The organism is Xenorhabdus entomophaga (assembly GCF_037996725.1).
In the GTDB taxonomy this organism is placed as follows: Bacteria; Pseudomonadota; Gammaproteobacteria; order Enterobacterales; family Enterobacteriaceae; genus Xenorhabdus; species Xenorhabdus khoisanae.
In genome coordinates this window covers 1-21470 of sequence record NZ_JBBMXH010000010.1, presented here as the reverse complement: position 1 = coordinate 21470, position 21470 = coordinate 1, and the positions used below count along the sequence as shown (strand labels likewise).

The 21470-nt window shown below is 45.5% G+C and carries 13 protein-coding genes; 11 read left to right on the top strand and 2 right to left on the bottom strand.

Going from position 1 to position 21470, the window contains the following annotated elements; genetic code table 11:
• Position 1: 1 nt before the first annotated feature.
• The 11 genes from nuoG to betT all read left to right on the top strand — a co-directional run bounded on the left by nuoG (position 2) and on the right by betT (position 15711).
• A complete protein-coding gene (gene nuoG, locus AAC854_RS03425; RefSeq protein WP_340615888.1) occupies positions 2–2725 on the top strand; it encodes an NADH-quinone oxidoreductase subunit NuoG in 2724 nt (907 codons plus the stop codon).
• A complete protein-coding gene (gene nuoH, locus AAC854_RS03420) occupies positions 2725–3702 on the top strand; it encodes an NADH-quinone oxidoreductase subunit NuoH (protein WP_340615886.1) in 978 nt (325 codons plus the stop codon). The genes nuoG and nuoH overlap by 1 nt, the downstream gene beginning before the upstream one ends.
• Positions 3703–3717: 15 nt before the next feature.
• Complete coding sequence (gene nuoI, locus AAC854_RS03415) at positions 3718–4260, top strand: NADH-quinone oxidoreductase subunit NuoI (protein ID WP_047961374.1); 543 nt, start codon at positions 3718–3720, stop codon at positions 4258–4260.
• A 12-nt stretch (positions 4261–4272) separates the two neighbouring features.
• Positions 4273–4803, top strand: coding sequence for an NADH-quinone oxidoreductase subunit J (nuoJ, locus tag AAC854_RS03410; RefSeq protein ID WP_340615885.1), 531 nt, complete (start codon positions 4273–4275; stop codon positions 4801–4803).
• The gene (nuoK, locus tag AAC854_RS03405; protein ID WP_047961372.1) at positions 4800–5102 is read left to right on the top strand and encodes an NADH-quinone oxidoreductase subunit NuoK; all 303 of its coding nucleotides are present in this window, start codon (positions 4800–4802) and stop codon (positions 5100–5102) included. The genes nuoJ and nuoK overlap by 4 nt, the downstream gene beginning before the upstream one ends.
• The gene (nuoL, locus tag AAC854_RS03400) at positions 5099–6943 is read left to right on the top strand and encodes an NADH-quinone oxidoreductase subunit L (RefSeq protein WP_340615884.1); all 1845 of its coding nucleotides are present in this window, start codon (positions 5099–5101) and stop codon (positions 6941–6943) included. Before nuoK ends, nuoL begins: the two co-directional genes overlap by 4 nt.
• Before the next feature lie 19 nt (positions 6944–6962).
• Positions 6963–8483, top strand: a complete 1521-nt coding sequence (gene nuoM / locus AAC854_RS03395; protein ID WP_340615883.1) for an NADH-quinone oxidoreductase subunit M — start codon at positions 6963–6965, stop codon at positions 8481–8483.
• A 6-nt stretch (positions 8484–8489) separates the two neighbouring features.
• A complete protein-coding gene (gene nuoN / locus AAC854_RS03390; RefSeq protein ID WP_340615882.1) occupies positions 8490–9947 on the top strand; it encodes an NADH-quinone oxidoreductase subunit NuoN in 1458 nt (485 codons plus the stop codon).
• An 826-nt stretch (positions 9948–10773) separates the two neighbouring features.
• The gene (locus AAC854_RS03385) at positions 10774–11586 is read left to right on the top strand and encodes a hypothetical protein (protein WP_340615881.1); all 813 of its coding nucleotides are present in this window, start codon (positions 10774–10776) and stop codon (positions 11584–11586) included.
• 707 nt (positions 11587–12293) lie between these two features.
• A complete protein-coding gene (locus tag AAC854_RS03380; protein WP_340615880.1) occupies positions 12294–12758 on the top strand; it encodes a hypothetical protein in 465 nt (154 codons plus the stop codon).
• 958 nt (positions 12759–13716) lie between these two features.
• A complete protein-coding gene (betT, locus tag AAC854_RS03375; RefSeq protein ID WP_340615879.1) occupies positions 13717–15711 on the top strand; it encodes a choline BCCT transporter BetT in 1995 nt (664 codons plus the stop codon).
• Between the two features lie 114 nt (positions 15712–15825).
• On the opposite strand, the gene AAC854_RS03370 is transcribed toward betT, so the two are convergent.
• The gene (locus AAC854_RS03370; protein WP_340615878.1) at positions 15826–19287 is read right to left on the bottom strand and encodes an RHS repeat domain-containing protein; all 3462 of its coding nucleotides are present in this window, start codon (positions 19285–19287) and stop codon (positions 15826–15828) included.
• Positions 19288–19305: 18 nt separating this feature from the next.
• Positions 19306–20853: a hypothetical protein gene (locus AAC854_RS03365; protein ID WP_340615877.1), complete on the bottom strand. Its 1548-nt coding sequence runs from the start codon at positions 20851–20853 to the stop codon at positions 19306–19308.
• Positions 20854–21470 lie beyond the last annotated feature (617 nt).

Here is a 21470-nt window from a genome sequence, read left to right as displayed (position 1 = left end):
TATGGCTACGATACATGTAGACGGCAAAGATTATGATGTAAACGGGGCTGATAACCTGTTGCAAGCCTGCCTCTCATTGGGGCTTGATATACCTTATTTTTGCTGGCATCCGGCGCTGGGAAGCGTTGGCGCTTGCCGCCAGTGTGCGGTCAAGCAATATCAGAACGCGGAAGATACGCGCGGTCGTCTGGTGATGTCTTGTATGACACTCGCATCAGATGGCTCGTATATCTCCATTGATGATGAAGAAGCAAAACAATTCCGCGCAAGTGTTGTTGAATGGTTGATGACCAACCACCCTCATGACTGTCCTGTTTGTGAGGAAGGGGGAAACTGTCACTTGCAGGATATGACGGTCATGACGGGGCATTCATTCCGTAAATACCGTTTTACCAAACGAACTCACCAAAACCAGGAACTGGGGCCATTCATTGCTCATGAAATGAACCGCTGTATCGCCTGCTATCGTTGCGTTCGCTACTACAAAGATTATGCGGATGGGACGGACTTTGGCGTTTATGGCGCACATGACAACGTCTATTTTGGCCGTCCTGAAAGTGGCACTTTGGAAAGTGAATTTTCCGGTAACCTTGTCGAAATCTGCCCGACAGGGGTATTTACCGACAAGACCCATTCAGAACGCTATAACCGTAAGTGGGACATGCAGTTTGCGCCGAGTATCTGCCAGCAATGCAGTATCGGCTGTAACACCAGCCCCGGTGAACGCTACGGTGAATTGCGCCGAATCGAAAACCGTTATAACGGCACGGTTAACCACTATTTTATGTGTGATCGCGGGCGTTTTGGCTACGGTTATGTCAATCGTGACGACCGTCCCCGCCAGCCACAACAATTGCGTGGCGATCAATGGATCTCACTGAATGCCGAGCAGGTTATGCAAGGGGGCGCGGATATTTTGCGTCAGGCAAAAAATGCCATTGGTATCGGCTCACCGCGCGCCAGCATTGAAAGTAACTTTGCCTTGCGTGAATTAGTCGGAGCGGAAAACTTCTACAGCGGTATTTCATCGGAAGAACAACATCGTCTTGATATGATGCTGGAAATTCTCCAACAAGGTGGCGTTTACACCCCATCATTGCGTGACATTGAGGGTTATGATGCCGTATTGGTATTAGGGGAAGATCTGACTCAAACCGCTGCCCGCATGGCATTATCTGTGCGTCAGGCAGTGAAGGGCAAGGCTCGCGAAATGGCCGCCGCTCAAAAAGTGGCAGACTGGCAAATCGCTGCGGTCATGAATATTGGTCAACATGCCAAATATCCTCTGTTCCTGACCAGCGTCGATGAGACCAAACTGGATGATGTCGCAGCATGGAGTTACCGTGCGCCTGTTGATGATCAGGCTCGCTTTGGTTTTGCGGTGGCGCACGCGTTGAACAACATTGCTCCTGCTGTCAGTGACCTGCCGGATGAGCTGAAAGCAAAAGTAGCAATCATTGCCCAGGCACTGCGCGAAGCGAAAAAGCCGTTGATTATCAGTGGCAGCAATCCGGGTAGTGATACTTTGATTCAGGCTGCCGCTAATATTGCGTGGGCATTGAAAGATAAAGGTGCCAATGTTGGGCTTTCCTATGTGGCGGCTTATGCCAATAGCCTGGGTCTGGCGATGATGGAAGCGCAGCCGTTAGATGCTGCTTTACGACGTATTGACAGAGGGGATTCAGATACCGTTATTGTGATGGAGAACGATCTCTATCGTCATGCACCTGCGGATAAAATTGATAGCGCACTTGATAGCCTGAAAAATTTGATCGTCGTTGACCATCAGCGTACCGCGATTATGGATAAGGCCCATTTGATTCTGTCGGCGTCCAGCTTCGCTGAAAGTGATGGCACGCTGGTGAATCAGGAAGGTCGTGCACAGCGCTATTTCCAAGTCTACGAACCTGCATTCTATGACAAATCTATCGTTATGCTGGAAAGCTGGCGCTGGATGCACTCTCTGTATACCACGTATACACAATGCCAGACTGACTGGACGCAACTTGACCACGTTATTGAGGCTTGTGTCAAAGCTATGCCGCAGTTTAAAGGCATCGTTAATGCAGCACCGGATGCTACTTTCCGCATTCGTGGGCAAAAACTGGCCCGCTCACCTCATCGTTACAGTGGTCGTACCGCCATGCTGGCTGATGTCAGTGTTCACGAACAACGTCAGCCACAGGATATCGATACGGCATTTGCCTTCTCGATGGAAGGGAACAACAGCCCATATGCCCCTCGCCAGCAAATTCCGTTTGCATGGGCGCCGGGTTGGAACTCACCACAGGCATGGAATAAATTTCAGGCCGAAGTCGGCGGCAAACTGCGTTTCGGTGATCCGGGTGTTCGTTTGATTGAAGCGGTTGATGGTGGGTTGAACTATTTTGACAGCATTCCAACGGCATTTACTGCACAAAAAAATCAATGGTATGTTGCGCCTTATTTCCATCTGTTCGGCAGTGATGAGTTATCACAGCGTTCTGATGTCATACAGGAGCGCACTCCTGAGCCGTATGTGATGATCAATCATAAAGATGCGGAGCATTTGAATGTGACAGAAGGAACCGTGATGGAGTTTGATTGTGAAGGACAGCAACTGCGTCTGGCAGTGCGCTTGAGTGGCAATCTGGCTCAGGGGCAAGTGGGTCTGCCGTTGGGTATGCCGGGTATTCCACCGGTTCTGGCTGGCAAGTCAATCAATAACTTACGGGAGGCTGCATAATGAGCTGGCTGACTCCCGATGTGATTGAAATCCTGATAGCTGTTCTGAAATCCGCCGCCATTTTGTTGGTGGTGGTTATCTGCGGGGCATTCATGAGCTTCTTTGAACGCCGCATCCTTGGTCTGTTCCAGAACCGTTACGGACCAAACCGTGTGGGTTGGGGCGGTTCATTACAGCTCGTCGCAGACATGATCAAAATGTTCTTCAAAGAAGACTGGGCACCACGCTTCTCTGATCGGGCTATTTTCACTTTAGCCCCGGTCATTGCGTTTTGTTCACTGCTTCTGGCCTTTGTGATCGTGCCAGTGAGTCCAACATGGATGGTAGCTGACCTGAATATCGGTGTCCTGTTCTTCATGATGATGGCAGGTCTGGCGGTTTATTCCGTGCTGTTTGCGGGTTGGGCGAGTAATAACAAATATGCCCTGTTGGGTGCGATGCGGGCATCAGCACAGACATTGAGTTATGAAGTCTTCCTTGGCCTGTCCATGATGGGTGTTGTGGCACAAGCCGGCTCCTTTAACATGGTGGATATCGTTAACTCACAGCAAAATGTGTGGAACATCATTCCTCAATTCTTTGGTTTCCTGACTTTTGCCATTGCAGGCGTGGCGGTTTGTCACCGTCATCCTTTTGACCAGCCGGAAGCAGAGCAAGAATTGGCTGATGGTTACCACATCGAATATTCCGGCATGAAGTTTGGTTTGTTCTTTGTCGGGGAATACATCGCTATCGTGACGGTATCTGCCCTAATCGTCACACTGTTCTTTGGTGGCTGGAATGGGCCTCTCTTGCCTCCGTTCATCTGGTTTGCGCTGAAAACGGCATTTTTCATGATGATGTTTATCCTGATCCGTGCTTCATTGCCGCGCCCTCGTTATGACCAGGTAATGTCGTTTGGCTGGAAAGTCTGTCTGCCGTTAACGTTACTTAATATGCTGGCGACTGCCGCAGTGATTTTATACAACGCTCAATAAAGGGGTGATTGAACCATGACATTGAAAGAGTTAGTGGTCGGTTTCGCCACCCAGGTACGCAGTATTTGGATGATAGGGCTTCATGCCTTCCATAAACGCGAAACAAAAATGTATCCGGAAGAGCCGGTTTATCTGCCACCCCGTTACCGTGGGCGCATCGTTCTGACGCGTGATCCAGACGGTGAAGAGCGTTGTGTTGCCTGTAACTTGTGTGCGGCGGTGTGCCCTGTAGGGTGTATTTCCCTGCAAAAAGCCGAGCATAAAGATGGTCGTTGGTATCCTGAATTCTTCCGCGTTAACTTCTCTCGTTGCATCTTCTGCGGCTTGTGTGAAGAAGCGTGCCCAACTACCGCTATCCAGTTGACGCCGGATTTTGAGTTGGGTGAATTCAAGCGTCAGGATCTGGTGTATGAAAAAGAAGACCTGCTCATTTCAGGGCCGGGCAAATATCCTGACTATAACTTTTACCGTAAGACAGGTATGGCGATTGACGGCAAAGATAAAGGTGAAGGCGACAACGAAGCCAAGCCTATCGACGTTAAAAGCCTGTTGCCGTAAGGAGCGATATTCATGGAATTTACATTTTATGTCGCAGGGCTGGTTGCCATCCTCGCAACACTCAGAGTGGTAACCCATACCAATCCGGTACATGCGCTGTTGTACCTGATTATCTCCTTGCTGGCACTGTCTGTAGTGTTTTTTTCACTGGGCGCTTATTTTGCTGGTGCACTGGAGATCATCGTTTACGCGGGTGCGATCATGGTGTTGTTCGTTTTCGTCGTAATGATGCTGAATTTAGGGAAATCGGTCGTCGAGCAGGAGCGGGCATGGTTACAGCCCCGGGCTTGGATCGGCCCGTCTATTCTCTCTATCGTGCTGCTGATTGTGTTGAGTTATGCCATCAGCACGCTGCCACCTGCTGAAATTAGCGGTGAAGTGGTCAGTGCTAAAGAAGTGGGCATCAGCTTGTTTGGCCCTTATGTTCTGGCAGTTGAGCTGGCATCTTTGCTGCTTCTGGCGGGAATGGTGGTGGCTTACCACGTTGGCCGTGAAAATCGACAAGGTGAAGTGATCAGCAATCGAGTGGAGGACCAACAATGATAGCGTTACACCATGGTCTTATTCTGGCGGCTATTTTATTTACGTTGGGCTTCGCCTGCCTGATTATCCGCCGTAACCTGTTATTCATGTTGATCGGGCTGGAAATTATGATCAATGCTTCAGCGCTGGCATTTGTGGTTGCCGGCAGCTACTGGCTCCAGCCTGATGGTCAGGTGATGTACATTTTGGCCATTACTCTGGCAGCAGCCGAGGCGAGTATCGGTTTGGCACTGTTACTACAGTTGCACCGTCGTCGCCAGAACCTGAACATTGATACAGTCAGTGAGATGCGCGGATGAACTTACTCTATTTAACAATTCTGTTGCCACTGCTGGGGTTTTTGCTATTGGCATTCTCCCGTGGCCGCTGGTCTGAAAATTTGTCAGCCACTATTGGGATCGGTTCTGTTGGGCTGGCAGCACTGGTTACGCTTTGGGCAGGGATCGATTTCCTTTCCCAGAATGAAGCAGGGGGGCTGGTTTACAGCCAGACATTGTGGAACTGGATGGACGTGGATAATTTCAGTATCCCCGTGAATCTGGTACTGGATGGGCTGTCACTGACTATGTTGGGTGTGGTGACCGGCATTGGTTTCCTGATCCACATTTACGCCTCATGGTACATGCGGGGTGAAGAGGGCTATTCTCGCTTCTTCGCATATACCAACCTGTTTATCGCCAGCATGGTGGTATTAGTGCTGGCAGATAACATGTTGTTAATGTACCTCGGTTGGGAAGGGGTAGGCCTGTGCAGTTACCTGCTGATCGGCTTCTACTACAAAACCCCGGCCAATGGTGCTGCGGCAATGAAAGCCTTCATCGTGACCCGGGTGGGTGACGTGTTCCTTGCCATTGGGATGTTTATCCTTTACGACCAATTGGGTACGTTGAGCTTCCGCGAGCTGGCGGTATTGGCTCCACAACATATCGAAGCAGGCTCTACCGCGATCACTTGGGCAACCCTGATGGTTCTGGGTGGTGCAGTCGGTAAATCAGCGCAGTTGCCATTGCAAACATGGTTGGCAGATGCGATGGCTGGCCCGACCCCAGTGTCTGCGCTGATCCATGCCGCGACGATGGTAACTGCGGGTGTTTATCTGATTGCCCGCAGCCATGCCCTGTTCTTAATGGCACCAGATGTTCTGCATCTGGTTGGTGTGATTGGTGCAGTGACTCTGTTACTGGCCGGTTTCGCCGCGCTGGTACAGACTGATATCAAACGTGTACTGGCTTATTCAACCATGAGCCAGATTGGTTACATGTTTCTGGCGCTGGGAGTACAAGCCTGGGATGCCGCTATCTTCCACTTAATGACCCACGCATTCTTTAAGGCATTGCTGTTTCTGGCTTCCGGCTCTGTGATTCTGGCCTGCCACCATGAACAGAACATCTTCAAAATGGGTGGCTTGAGCAAGCGAATTCCGTTTGTTTATGCCTGCTTCCTTGTCGGTGGATCGGCACTGTCGGCATTGCCACTGTTGACCGCAGGTTTCTACAGTAAAGATGAAATCTTGTGGGGCGCACTGGCAAATGGTCATATGAACCTGATGCTGGCAGGGTTGGCTGGGGCATTGATGACCTCCTTGTACACCTTCCGCATGATCTTCATTGTGTTCCACGGTGAAGAAAATACCCATGCTCATCCAGTTAAAGGCATTACCCACACCTTACCACTGTCAGTATTGTTGGTGCTGTCCACCTTTGTTGGTGCGTTAATTACACTACCTCTGACGGGCGTTTTGCCAGAAAGCAACGCAGGACATGATGGCAAAGTGACACTGGAAATTATTTCTGGTGTCGTTGCCGTTGTCGGTATTTTGCTGGCGGCAGCGCTGTATCTTGGCAAACGCAATGTGGTCAATGCCACTGCAAACAGTGCGCCGGGGCGTTTCTTCTCCACATGGTGGTTCCATGCTTGGGGGTTTGATGCACTGTATGACTGGGTATTCGTGAAACCATTCAAAGGCATTACCCGCTTGTTGCAGAATGATCCTTTGAACTCACTGATGAACATTCCAGCCATATTATCCCGTTGGGGTAATAAAGGGCTGCGTTGGAGTGAGAACGGGCAAGTCCGTTGGTACGCTACCTCTATGGGGTTGGGTGCAGTGCTGGTTTTAGCTCTGCTGCTTTTGGTTTAATTAAGGGACACATTGCGCCATGCTATTACCTTGGCTAATTCTACTGCCCTTCATCGGAGGCCTGCTGTGCTGGCAGGCGGAGCGCTTCGGCACTCGTATGCCGCGTTGGATAGCGCTTCTGGCGATGGGGCTGACGTTGTTACTTTCCCTGCAACTGTGGTTGCAGGGCGGTTATACACTCACCAACCCTCAGGGTATTCCACAGTGGCAATCAGAGTTTCTGCTTCCGTGGATCCCACGTTTTGGCATCAGCATTCATCTGGCACTGGATGGTCTGTCCTTGCTGATGGTGGTATTGACTGCATTACTGGGGTTGATGGCTATCCTTTGTTCGTGGAATGAAAACCAGCCATACCAAGGGTTCTTCCACCTGAACTTGTTGTGGATACTCGGTGGGGTGATGGGGGTCTTCCTTGCCATCGACCTGTTCCTGTTCTTCTTCTTCTGGGAAGTGATGCTGGTACCGATGTACTTCTTGATCGCACTTTGGGGTCATAGAGGTTCAGAAGGTAAAACCCGTATCACAGCGGCAACGAAATTCTTCATCTATACCCAAGCCAGTGGTCTGGTGATGTTGATTTCGATTCTGGCATTGGCCTTCATTCACCATGATGCAACGGGTGAATGGTCATTCAACTATGAAAAACTGTTGAATACGCCGATGTCATATACCATCCAGTATTTGTTGATGTTGGGCTTCTTCATTGCATTCGCAGTGAAAATGCCGGTTGTTCCTCTGCACGGTTGGTTGCCGGATGCCCATAGTCAGGCACCAACAGCGGGTTCAGTTGACCTCGCGGGGATCTTGTTGAAAACCGCGGCATATGGTCTGTTACGTTTCGGTTTACCCCTGTTTCCACAAGCTTCTGCGGATTTTGCGCCAATTGCGATGTGGCTGGGTGTCATTGGTATCTTCTACGGTGCATGGATGGCCTTTAGCCAGACTGACATCAAACGTCTGATTGCTTATACCAGTGTTTCCCATATGGGATTCGTACTTATCGCCATCTATACCGGTAGCCAACTGGCTTACCAGGGAGCGGTCATTCAGATGATTGCACATGGTCTATCGGCTGCCGGTCTGTTCATTCTATGTGGTCAGTTATATGAACGTCTGCATACTCGTGACATGCGTCAAATGGGCGGCCTGTGGGGAAGAATTCAACTTCTGCCTGCGATATCCCTGTTTTTCGCGGTAGCGACATTGGGTATGCCGGGAACCGGTAACTTTGTCGGTGAATTCATGATCCTGTTTGGTAGCTTCAGCAAATTCACCCTGATTACTACGGTATCCGTGTTCGGTCTGGTTTTTGCGTCTGTTTACGCGCTGTATCTGATGCAGAAAGCTTATTACGGAACGCCGAAAACTGATAAACCCTTGCCGCAGATGGATGCTCGTGAAATTTCCATTTTGCTGCTGCTGGTTGTCTTGCTGGTAATTTTGGGTGTTTACCCGCAGCCAGTCCTTGATACCTCTGCCGCAGCGATGAGTAACATCCAGAATTGGTATTCAGCTTCACTTTTAACTACAAGGCCGTAATTCGCCATGACAATAACTTCTGAACAATTGATCGCACTGTTGCCGCTATTAATCGTCGGATTGACGGTGGTGGTTGTGATGCTGTCCATTGCGTGGCGACGCGATCATTTCACCAATGTCGCCCTGACGGTGATTGGTCTTAACATGGCCCTGCTTTCTCTCTACTTTGTGGGACAGCAGGAGCCAATGGATGTCACGCCCCTGATTCATGTGGATCGTTTTGCGATGTTCTATACAGCACTGGTGCTGATTGCGAGCCTTGCAACGACGACATTTGCTTATTCATGGCTGGAGAACTATCCCGATAATAAAGAAGAGTTTTATCTGCTGGTGCTGATTGCTGCTGTCGGGGGAATTCTGCTCTCTTCGGCTAATCATATGGCATCACTGTTTATCGGGATTGAACTGATTACCCTGCCTCTGTTTGGTTTGGTGGGCTATGCGTATCGCCAGAAGCGTTCTCTGGAAGCAAGTATCAAATACATGCTGCTGTCTGCGGCGGCATCTTCGTTCTTGCTTTTCGGTATTGCGCTGCTGTATGCAGAATCCGGTGACTTATCCTTCGCATCACTGGGTAAGAGTCTGAGTGACAGTAAGCTGCATGAGCCTCTGGTTCTGGCAGGATTGGGCATGATGATTGTGGGACTGGGCTTTAAACTTTCCCTTGTGCCTTTCCAATTGTGGACACCTGATGTTTATCAGGGCGCGCCGGCACCGGTATCGACCTTTCTGGCGACGGCAAGCAAAGTTGCTATCTTTGCTGTGGTTATGCGTTTATTCCTTGAAGCACCAGTGACGGATAGTGCAACCCTGCGTATTGTTCTGACGGTAATTGCTATTGCCTCTATCCTGTTTGGTAACTTGCTGGCTCTGACACAAAGCAATATCAAGCGTCTGCTGGGTTACTCGTCCATTGCACATCTGGGCTATTTACTGGTGGTGCTGGTTGCCATCAAAGATCACTCATTGGCAGAAGAGACAGCAGGTATCTATCTGGTGGGTTATTTACTTGCCAGTATCGGTGCATTCGGTGTCGTCAGCTTAATGTCCAGCCCATACAGAGGGCCAGATGCAGATTCACTGTTTTCATACCGTGGCCTGTTCTGGCATAAGCCCATCCTGTCAGCCGTTATGACTATCATGATGCTGTCACTGGCAGGGATACCATTAACCTTTGGTTTTATCGGTAAATTCTACGTCATCGCAACTGGTGTTGAAGCAAGGTTATGGTGGTTGACTGGCGCAGTTGTTCTGGGTAGTGCCATTGGCCTTTACTACTACCTGCGTGTAATGGTGAGTTTGTACCTGCCGGCACCGAAAACGCTGAACCGCGATACACCACATAATTGGGCATTCACCTCTGGCGGGATTGTTGTACTGCTTACCGGACTACTGGTACTGATCCTCGGTGTATGGCCACAACCGTTAATTGATATTGTTCAGTTGGCGAAAAGCGGTTTGTAAGACAATAACCTGAAAATTAAACTTTAAAGACTCAGTCATGATTGGCTGGGTCTTTTTTTTTGTTGACCACATCAGCATTCATACGGTTGCCTTGTTTTTCCAACTTTCCGTGTTACCGAGCTAATACATTAACCGGTAACACGGAGTAGACAAGCGAGCGCGTCAGTGTGATTTGAATATATTGTCTTAAGCAAAATGTAACATAGGTAACCATATCTATTTGTTTAATATACAATGTTAATCACGATTTTGCCGCTTTATCGTTAATCACACTGGAGTAGATAAATAATTCTGGTATATCCTGCCTTGTGGTGTATCACAAGTGTAAAATTATCATGGATAAGGCAAATAATTTTCTCACTGAGGTTGGTTTTCGATTTGACAAAAAGTGATAAGGAGGGATGAATGCAGATTAAGTCATTGTTCAATATGCTGATAATAATAGTTTTATTTGTTATTAGCAATGCGGGATTCATTTCTCTTGATTTAACTATCAAAGAAATAATAACTCTATGGTCAAGCAAGGAATACACCTCGTCTGATCTATCTTTTTTTATTCACGCCACTGATTATGTGATGCTGACTAACAATTTGTTGTTTATTCTCTGTACTGCAATGTTTTTGTTTCGAAACAAATTAAAGCGCAGCTTACGCATGCTTTTTTCTACCTTTTTAATCGGCCTATTGAATAACGTTGCCACATTTATTTATATTTTGAATTTCTCAACTCTTTTTCAATTTATTACAAATCGAGAACTAAACTGGATATTTATTTTATTTCCTTTCTCAATGATGATTATTTATATTCTTGCAAGGAAGAGCGCAAATGAACAATAGAGATATAATTAGGCAATCAAGACTCTTGGATAAACTTGATATATATACGTTAAATATATATGGCACTACCTGCAGATGGTTACCTAAGGGTGTTTTTTTATGGGTAGAAACAAAGGGAACAGGCCATACCTTTATTTCTGTTCATACCGAAAATGGAATAAATGTGTTTACCTATGGTCGTTATGCCGATACCGGTCCATTAGGAATAACTGGTGATGGCGTTTTAATTTGGCTGCAGGATAATGAAGCAATTGAATATATGTCAACCGAACTTTATAGAATGGAAGCTCAGGTTTATAATATCAGAGATGCCGATATTATCGCAATAATGGGATATTTTAAAAGCCTATGGCACACGGGTACAAAAATAGGTGGTAATTCAGTGTCTGAGTCCACCCAAAAATTTGGGAAAATCATTGATGTTTATGATGTGACTGGAGTTAACTGTACAACTCACTCTGTTAAGGCGCTTAACTACGCAGGTAGCTCGGTCTTTCGAAGGCAGAATATATTTTCTGTAAATTATACCGAGGATTTTACCATTCCATATTCATTAAGAGTGTACATGAATGATATTGATACGCTTAAGAAAAGTATGGTTATCACTGATGTTACCTGGAGTTTTAGGCAACAGATGAGAAACACTAAAGGATTAGTTCCTTTAGATGGCGCGGGGAAAACACAAGGAGCACTTGGTGTTGGTGCTAAATCTTCAGGCACGCTAGGCACTCAAAGTAGTGGATATGGTGGAGCAACTTTTGGCGGCTCATCCGGTTGGAATTACTCTCCGAAAGAAGAATAATCACAAATAATAATGAGGGGGGAGAGGAGAGCCAAACTTTAAAAATATAAACCTCCAGCCGGAGGTTTAGAATTATTCAATGAGGAATTAACAAAGAAGAACTTTCACTAATTTCTCGAATAAAGAGAGTTTTTCTCGTTGCTCAGTTACAATATTCAGTTTTATTTGAGTTTTCAACAAAGCAATATGCTGTAATGACGACCAAATTATTTCATCCCTTGATTCAATATCAATCATTCTATCTTTCAGGTCTTCATCATCATATTTTGATTCAGCAGTATGCAGTATCAAATAAGCAATCGCTCTCTTTTTGGTTGCCCCTGAGTTTCTGCCAAATTGATAGGTTGTCTGTATTTCTGTGAGAATGACAATTAGGACACCAAAAACAAAGGGGTTGGCTTTCAGGACAATAGCAAAGCCGAAGATGAAAGTCAGAACAGAGAACAGTCTATCAATCCTTCCGGTAGCGATTGCACTTATTGCGTTAATCCAGCGGTACTCTTTATGTTGGCTTGCTCACAATTAATATCCTTTAAAAATTTGGAAGCTTAAGTTATAAACGAATACTTGGCATTAGGGAATGCCGAGGAACCACTGCCACCTGAGGGGGTTAAATATGCAGGCAATCACAAACAGTGAAAATAAACTTCAATCTAATAACCAGTTGAAATAGAATTCCTTAAAATTTAAAAAGGAAACTTTCAACTATGAAAATGCTGGATGAGAAAATCACTTTAGATATAGAAAAGATAAATGGTTATTTGGAGGCAGTCGGATTAATGAATCACGATGATTATGTCGCTTCAGATTATTTCTTCGTCAAGCTCCCTGACGGAAAGACATTAATAGATTCAGTCAACGTATCTATTCTAAACGATTGTGATAAATTTCCTATTGAGTATTGGTATGTAACGTTAGAACAAATAAGTGAAGAGGACTTGCAAGCAGGTATAGAAAAATGGTTTTTCAGAACGGATGTTGCTGAAAAATGGAAGCAATCAGTACCAAATTTAGTACCGGGATTGTTAGATCTATTACAGTCCTATGTTACAACAGCCTCGATTTATAAATTAAATATGACTCCTCCCATGTGGCATGCAATTCGCTGGGATGAATTCGTATTAGACAGCAAGCACGGAAGATTTCTACTTGGATTTAATTTCTCAGATTAAAGCAGTCTCATTTACAGGATATTAAGAATTAAGCCTTTCAAAGCGCTACTCCAACGTTTTGTTTTTATATGATTTTACTTGTGGTGTTTCGAAGGCATTCCGGTATAAATATTCCTTGGTTTTTTCTGGGAGAAAACACGTTTCCGACCAGACTCTTTGAAGGATATTTTCTATTATTGGTCATAATGCATGTCTATATTTTGAGCTACTACAGAGGGCGGCGGGAGTGATCCCGCCTTCTATTCAATAGATTTGTTGTTTACTTTCCAATGATGATACGAACCAAAATAAACACAAGAAAAAAAATGGGTAAGTAAAGGATGAATCTGCAAAATCCGTAAAAAGTATATGTATTCCACGATGTATTAACAAATTCCCGCACTCCTTTTCCTTGAAAACATGCAGATAATCTGCGAAATATCCATATATAAATGAGGGCATAGATAGGCCAAATAATGAGAGTAATTTTGGCTATTCCTTTTCCACCGATAAGATAGAGGACCAGAGGGATTATGAAAAATATTAAGGTCGCAAGATTATCTAATTTACGCAATTCACTGAATATTTTCTCATCATGTTTTTTTATTTTATATCTGGACAAAATAATTACACCAAATGGATTTAAATTAACGTGGATCTTGAATAAAAATGTAACTAACTGCTTGTTATAAAACTAGATTTGATACGTATTTTTGTGATCTCCATAATTTTATTGATTTTTATTTCATCGTCGAAGTTCCTTTCACCATCATTCGATATGCCCCTCTGTAAGTACAGTTATTTTTACTTTTATGTTAAGGTGGCCCGTCATGTGGGCTGAGTGAATTATGAACACAAGATGTCTGCAAGGTAGATAACCCTTTATCGGGCTTATCTTTATGCCATAGAAATCTCTACAAAATATTGCTTATTGGAGTAAATAGGAGATAGTGTCGAATACTAATTTTGAAGGATAATTATGAGTCAAGATAATACTGGACAGGTAAAGACTAAAACTTCCATTAACCCACCAGTTTTTTTCTGCTCGGCGTTTTTAGTCATTGCACTGGTGACATTCGCTGGTTTGAAACCCAAACTTGCCGACCGATGGTTTAAGGCTTTACAGCAGGACATATTTGTTAATGCCAGTTGGTTTTATATCCTTGCTGTTGCTTTAATTTTACTTTCAGTCACCTATCTGGGTTTGTCCCGATACGGTAATATAAAACTCGGCCCTGACCATGCTGAACCCGATTTCAGTTATTTTTCTTGGTTTGCCATGCTGTTTTCTGCGGGCATGGGGATCGGGCTTATGTTTTTTGGCGTGGCTGAACCCGTCATGCATTATTTGTCACCCCCGGTGGGGACGCCTGAAAGTATTGCTGCTGCCAAACAAGCGATGAAACTGACTTTCTTCCATTGGGGGCTTCATGCGTGGGCAATTTATGCCATTGTGGCTTTAATTCTGGCATTTTTTAGTTATCGACACGGTTTGCCTTTAACACTGCGCTCTGCGCTGTATCCGATTATCGGCGATAAGATTTATGGGCCGATTGGTCATGCCGTGGATATCTTTGCTGTTATTGGCACAGTATTTGGTGTTGCCACCTCTTTGGGGTATGGCGTTCTTCAGGTCAATGCGGGTCTTAACCATCTGTTTGGTTTGCCTATCAATGAAACAGTGCAGGTGGTATTGATTATTCTGATTACCGCACTGGCTACCCTTTCCGTTGTTTCCGGCCTGGATAAAGGCATTCGCATTCTATCTGAATTGAATTTGGGTTTAGCGGTTTTATTGTTGGTTCTGGTCGTGGCTTTGGGACCAACCGTACTCCTGCTGAAATCTTTTGTGGAAAACACGGGGGGCTACCTTTCGGAAATTGTCAGCAAAACGTTTAACCTTTATGCCTATGAACCCAAATCCAGTAATTGGTTAGGGGGATGGACATTGCTGTACTGGGGATGGTGGTTATCGTGGTCTCCATTCGTTGGCATGTTTATCGCACGGGTTTCCCGGGGCCGGACAATCAGAGAATTTGTGACAGGTGTTCTGTTTGTACCCAGTGGGTTCACGCTGATGTGGATGACGGCATTTGGTAATAGCGCCATCGACCTGATTGCCAATAAAGGAGCAAAAGAGTTAGCCCATACCGTACAGACAGATGTCTCTCTGGCGCTATTTAACTTTTTGGAACATTTCCCGTTTCCTGCTGTTCTGTCATTCATTGCCATGGCAATGGTTGTGATGTTTTTTGTTACCTCAGCGGATTCTGGCGCAATGGTGGTTGATACACTGGCTTCTGGTGGCGCTAATCATACACCTGTCTGGCAAAGGATTTTCTGGGCAGGGCTGATGGGAGTTGTTGCCATTGCATTATTGGTTGCAGGGGGCTTGTCTGCCTTGCAGACCGTCACGATTGCCAGTGCGCTTCCTTTCTCGATTATTCTATTGATATCCATCTATGGCTTACTCAAAGCATTACGGATTGACGCATACAAGAAAGATAGCCAGCAAATGACCACAATCGCCCCGCCAGCCAGTCGCAATCCGATTCCGTGGCAACGGAGATTGAGAAACATTGTCTATTATCCTAAATGCTCACAGGTGAAACGTTTTATGAACGAAATCATCCAGAAAGCAATGGAAATGGTAGCCGAAGAGTTGGATAAGCAGAACAAAATTGTGGTGATCAATGATGAAACGGACGATCGCATTCATTTTGAAGTGGACTTTGGCGAAAACCTCAATTTTGTGTATGAAGTGCGTCTAAGGGGTTATATTCAACCTGCATTCGCCCTTGCAGGCTTTGAAGATGATGAAAGAAGCGAGGAACAGAAATATTATCGTGCGGAAGTTTACCTTAAAGAAGGTGGACAGGATTACGATTTAATGGGATGGACTCAGGAGCAGATCATCCATGATATTTTGGATCAATACGAAAAACACATTCACTTTTTGCATTTGGTTCGTTAATAAGATCGATCATTAACAAAAAAGCCTGCAATCCCCAGACTGAAAGGCCCGGGGATTTTTTTTACATTTGCGCCAGACTGTCATGCAGAACTGGCACGATCGTATAAAGTAATATTAGCGTGGTTGGAGTCCGGAGAATATATTCCGATTATAGAATTGGAACATATTTAAGTTGTTGAGATTTGGACGAGTTGGGTTCTGATACATTGCTTCGGCCGCTAGCCATGCGCTTGGATTTTCTGTCAACCGAACGTCTGTCCATAAGGATTCTAAGGTGTTAATATATTGCGGAGTATATTCCTGGAAATACATAGACGCATTAGGATTTAAACGAAGATGTATATCGTCACTGAGTAACTTGATAACTACTCTACCAACAGCGTTATCCGTATTTTCGTCTATGAATCGCATATATAAATTATCCGCCGTATTTATTTTAATATCTACATAAGTTAGTCTCCCGAAAGACACAACAGAATTATCAATCTGACTTACCAATAGTCCCGGATTAAACCCTAGACGCGTCAAAAACGGACAGTCTTCATTTATTACTCTGAGGGCCTCCCATTCATCTTCAATTGAAGATATTGTAAGCTGTAACGTATGAAAACCACTACCCGCAGGATGTTCAATTTCTTGAACCCATCCCTTGTTTACTGCTCTTTGAAAAGCGGCTTGTGCACTATTTATCATAGGGGCCTCTGCCGAACCTCTTCCACTCAGCCCACCGCTGGATCGAAAACTGGTTATCAACTGTTCACCCACTTGCTGCATACCCCTGACGATGCCTTTGAGCGCACTGGCTCCCAAACTAACAACACCCAGCCCCATAGAAATCCAGCCAAGAATAGAAGAAGCCTGCGGATTGTTGTCTTCTGTCAATATGCTGGCAACTCCTGTTACATCACTGCTCAGTCCGAGTCCGGCAATGATCGCGCCTTCCAGAGCCAAAGATGCCCCACCTGAAGGGATCGCTGAAATAACGCCAGCTATAATTCCTGCTGTACCTAAAAGAAGACCAAAAATACTGCCCAAGCTCATATGCCCGCTCGGGTCATTCCGGTTTATCGGATCTCCCAGGCAATAAGCGTAGCTGTTGATACTACCGGCACCGAATGGACTCAGGCTGTCTGGTGCAGTAAATCGCATTAACACAGGATCATAGGTACGATAGCCATTACCTAGATGATATGTCCCCCACAGTCGATCAAGACATTCACCATTATAGGCGGGGGGAACAGGGGCGCGCTCATCTGCCACCTGCTGCCCATACGGGGAATAACGGTAGTGAGTTTCAGTACCATCTCCCCTGTGGCTCAATAGCACATTGTGGTGCTCGTCTGTGCCCAGTAAATTCGTATCGTTGTCCGTGATACAGGCAACTGTTCCCCCGTGGGTACGCAACAGGCGGGTTATATCCCCACTTTCTCGCAGGATTTCAGCCGCGCGATATTCTCCCTGGTAGTAAAGCTCATGAGTTTTATCCGTGCCAATCCGTTGCAGTACCAAACGATTGGTGGCGTCATAATAATAAGCACTGGTCTGGTTATTGAAGCCCATCGTGGTCAAGCGCCCCAGTGCATCATAGGTTAAGTGACGCCCGGCTTCATCCTGAATCAGACGACCAGACTTATCATAAACCAACGTGATGTTTGCCGGATAAATGGGATGGGTATGGGTTATAGCCAACAACTGGCAAGGATCAGTCTCACTGTAGGTAAAAGTGGCCGTATCACTGCTGCCGTCATTAGCTACTGTGATGCAGGTGAGCATATTACCTAGTATGTCATAACTAAAGGTCTGGCTGGCAATAATCGTGCCATAGGCATCACGCGGCTGATCAGTGCCGCTGCAGTGATAGGCAGTCAACCAGCTGCGGGCGGGATCATAGGTATAGGTTTCCTGTCGTAACAAACCAGACTGTTGTGAACAGGTGGTACGGGATGCTATTTGTCCCCGGATGGTATAAGTCTGAGCAATGGTCAGGGTATCTGTTTCCGTTTTGATTTGACGGGTGATTTCACGGCTAAAATCATCAAAGGTTAGCGAGGTTGTCAGGGTTTGATTGTGTTGCTGGTCATGCACTTTCCAGTGGATAATCCGGTCGGCTGCATCATAGGTTAAGGTGACATCAATATCGGCGTCTCGGAGCGCAATAGGGCGCCCAAATTTATCAAAGCGCATCCGACGGTTTTTGCCTGCCACATCACGGTAGGCTGTCAACGATCCTGTGGGGGAATAGGTGTAACAGGCCTCCCGTTCAGTGCCAGTACCTGCATCATCAAAGCGGAAGGTTTCTTTATCCAGATGGCCAGAGGCTGTATAACTCATGTTGTGGATGGCCATACCGACTGCCTCAGCCTGTGTCATCACACCAGTTTTGGTGTTATAACCAAAACGCTGTACGATCCCCCCTGCGTCAATTTTTGTCGTGGCGTTACCCAGCAACGGTTCATAGTCATACGTCACAGTTTGTCCCTGCGGATCGGTGATCTGGCTGGGATAAAGACTACTTCCCTGATAAATATACTGATAGGTACGTCCGCCGCTGGTAGTGGAAATCAGGCGTTGCAGACTGTCGAAACTGCGGGTGCCCAGAACGTGATCATTAACTTCAATCTGTGTCAGTAAGTTACTGGCAATAAAAGGGGCATAGGTTTTCCGGATCACTGTGCCATCACTGTGTTTGATGGTTGAAACCCGGCCAAACGAATCATAGGTATACTCAGTTTTTTGTCCTAACACATCAATGGTAGCCCGTAAGCGCCCAAGCCCGTCATAATGGTGCGTTTGTCGGTTATAGAGCCTTTGCTGGCTATCGTATAGAGTGACGATGATTGGCCGCTGGCATTTATCATACACCACGGTCTGCTGGCTAAGGGGCAACCCCTCCGCCTGTATTGTATACTTCGCGGTACGGGTCACCGGATCATAATCCTGCTGGATGCACTTCCCCGTATTTTGGATAATCCGGTGTCGCTGTCCCCAGTTGTCATATTCAAAACGCTGGTGGGAGATAATTTGTGTTATATTTTCTTCTCCCTGACTATTCCCTTTCTTGTCTGTGTCCACGGGCAGCCAGTCGTAACCGATTTGAGTCACCACTCGCCCCCAACTGTCATACTCAGCCTCTTGCACCAATTGCCAGCCTTGTTCTTCTTTCCCTTTTTCCAGTATCTCTTGCTGATAAGGACGCCCTAGCCCGTCAAAACGGGTTCGTAGCTGATTGCCCCACGTATCGGTTTGTACTGTCGTCAGCGATCCGTTTTTTTCAATGGAGTAGGCATACGTGATCTCACGGGCATAATCAGTATCGGCATTATTGGTAAGTTTGGTAATGCGTCCAATATCATCATAGTCATATTGGACTTTGCGTTTTTGAGTATCTATTTCATGCCATAACTTGCCACTGAAACGTGATTGGATGCGTTGGGCAGTCAAGTTGAACTGGTCATATCCGGCCAACTGAATGTTTTTCACCAAGGTTTCATTCTGAACGCTATAGTCGAAGGTCTGCTGGCATGTCCATGCCTTGCTTGAAGGTAAACCTGTGCCTTCTTCATCCTGAGAAGACAAAGTTGTTCCTTTCTTATCCTACTGGTCCTGATAGGTGTATATCGTTTCATCAATGCGGTGAACACGTCCATGATCCGGAGAGTTCACATCATGGATATAGTGAAGCAGGCTTTCATGCAGCAATTGGCCGATATCGTGCGAGTTCTGGCAGGGACGCTCCACAGTAGCAAATGGAGGGGTTCCATTGAAGATAGGCCGCTTATCTGAACTGTACAAACCCTGATAGATTTGTACCACTGCGTAAGGACTGGGAGCACCGATAGGGGCGGGCAATTGGGCATAACGATAGAGCACTGTATGCACAGGTGCATCTTCATAGGTGCCTTGGGTGGAAGGCTTGCCCGGCGTAACGGTTTTGGATTTGACATAGCGCACAAAACCGTGAGGATCGGCCGGACAGAAATCAGGCTCGCCTTCAGCCGGATAATAAGTCCACTCTGTGCGGGTACCATCTGGTGCAATCTGCACGGTAGGGTTGCCGGCTTCATCAAACTGCGTATGAGTTGTCTCCTTGTCAGATGAGTCATTAAAGCAAACCGTCGCCATTTTCGGCATCTGGAATTGGGGGGGTTGTTGCTCAAATACACTCCCAACTACGGCATAATACTTAGTCTGATGTACGCGCTTGCATTCCCCTTGCTCAATTGTTTCAGAAACCTGCAAATGATAGTTGTTGTAATACCGGGTAACAGAACGCTGTGTTGTACCATCGTTACAAATTTCGGTCGAACCATATTGGTAATCGCTCAAGACACCGTAGAGATAGTCGTCATCATTGCCCCAATCTCCCTCTCCTCCGTGACCGAGGAAATTATAATCAGTATATTGATAGCTCCGCACAATATTTGGGTCATGTCCCGAATTTTGCGTGTATTGGGTGACATAGGGCAAAGGGGCAAGACCTGAGTCTTCTGGAAACTGATGGCCGTCAGAAATGTAGCTAACGTATTCTATTAACCCCGTTGGGGATGAAACCTGAATTAAGAATTTGCTGTCTTCGTCATAATCAAACGTCCAGCTCAACGTTTGGTTGGGAGTATTATTTTGGATCTCGGTGACCCGATTATTTTCAAAGAACAATTTAATATCATAAGATTCAGAGGCCTCTGGCCAGACTGTGATAGAGGTATAGATATCGGGTTCATAGAGTACGCTTAATAGCACTTTCTCTGCGTCCGAAATAGAAGCAAGCTGGGGAAAAGAATTTGAATCATAATTCCAGCTAAGTTTTAGGTAATGTCCCATTGGATCAAATAGTTGTACAGGTACTTTGAGATCAAAGGCATTTTTTGGCCCCGTCAATATTTCAACCAGACCGGATTTATGGATCACCCGGTAGATATTTTGGGTCACATCCTTTTCAAAACGTACAACCCCTTGTTTATACTGTTTTAAAAAAACCATATCCTTGGTTTCATCCACTTTATAGCGTTCACCCGTTGACAGTATTAACAACCGATTATTAGCATCATACAGGGTCAACCCGATAGAAAATCCCTGACCAAAACCAATATCCTGGGTATTCATTGGGCTATAAGAGAGTGCTATTGTTTGTTCTGGCCCCAATTGATTGTTTCCTATTAGATGAGCAACCGGCATCAAATAGTTAAATAACCCCGTACGCGGATCAACCTTCCCCGCAGCAGCACTTTGAAAATTATGGGCATTAGAAAAAAAAAGTATTCTCAGACCCAAATTGATCTTTATCTTGAATATTATTCATGGTGTTTCCTATAAATTAATTTGATAAGTTGCAATATTTCCGGATTAATTTAATTAAATTATAGAAAAATCATGTTCGGAAATATTTATAAACAACTATTTATAATGAAAGGATAATTGCCATATTCCACATGAAGCATAAATCGCTTGATGCTTAATAATCTTAGATGCTGTTGTGTATTCAATGATTAATACAGGTATGCTTTCTCAATAAAGTTATCTGTCACTATTTCCATATAGCATGACCATATTTGTAATTGAATTTAATAACATACGTTGTATCGTGATGTCATACCCCCCGAAAATCGGATTGATTTCTTGTTGTTAATGTAATATTTAGTTACCATTTCTATATAACTTTTCATAATTATGAGAATTTCATATTTCCTATTCCTTTCCAACTATTTGCTGAAGCGGCATTCAAGAAAATCTTAACTCTTTTGATGAGCTGCCACATATAT

Coding starts and splice junctions, on each gene's coding strand:
- nuoG (WP_340615888.1), top strand. CDS start 2: ATGGCTACGATACATGTAGACGGCAAAGATTATGATGTAAACGGGGCT.
- nuoH (WP_340615886.1), top strand. CDS start 2,725: ATGAGCTGGCTGACTCCCGATGTGATTGAAATCCTGATAGCTGTTCTG.
- nuoI (WP_047961374.1), top strand. CDS start 3,718: ATGACATTGAAAGAGTTAGTGGTCGGTTTCGCCACCCAGGTACGCAGT.
- nuoJ (WP_340615885.1), top strand. CDS start 4,273: ATGGAATTTACATTTTATGTCGCAGGGCTGGTTGCCATCCTCGCAACA.
- nuoK (WP_047961372.1), top strand. CDS start 4,800: ATGATAGCGTTACACCATGGTCTTATTCTGGCGGCTATTTTATTTACG.
- nuoL (WP_340615884.1), top strand. CDS start 5,099: ATGAACTTACTCTATTTAACAATTCTGTTGCCACTGCTGGGGTTTTTG.
- nuoM (WP_340615883.1), top strand. CDS start 6,963: ATGCTATTACCTTGGCTAATTCTACTGCCCTTCATCGGAGGCCTGCTG.
- nuoN (WP_340615882.1), top strand. CDS start 8,490: ATGACAATAACTTCTGAACAATTGATCGCACTGTTGCCGCTATTAATC.
- AAC854_RS03385 (WP_340615881.1), top strand. CDS start 10,774: ATGAACAATAGAGATATAATTAGGCAATCAAGACTCTTGGATAAACTT.
- AAC854_RS03380 (WP_340615880.1), top strand. CDS start 12,294: ATGAAAATGCTGGATGAGAAAATCACTTTAGATATAGAAAAGATAAAT.
- betT (WP_340615879.1), top strand. CDS start 13,717: ATGAGTCAAGATAATACTGGACAGGTAAAGACTAAAACTTCCATTAAC.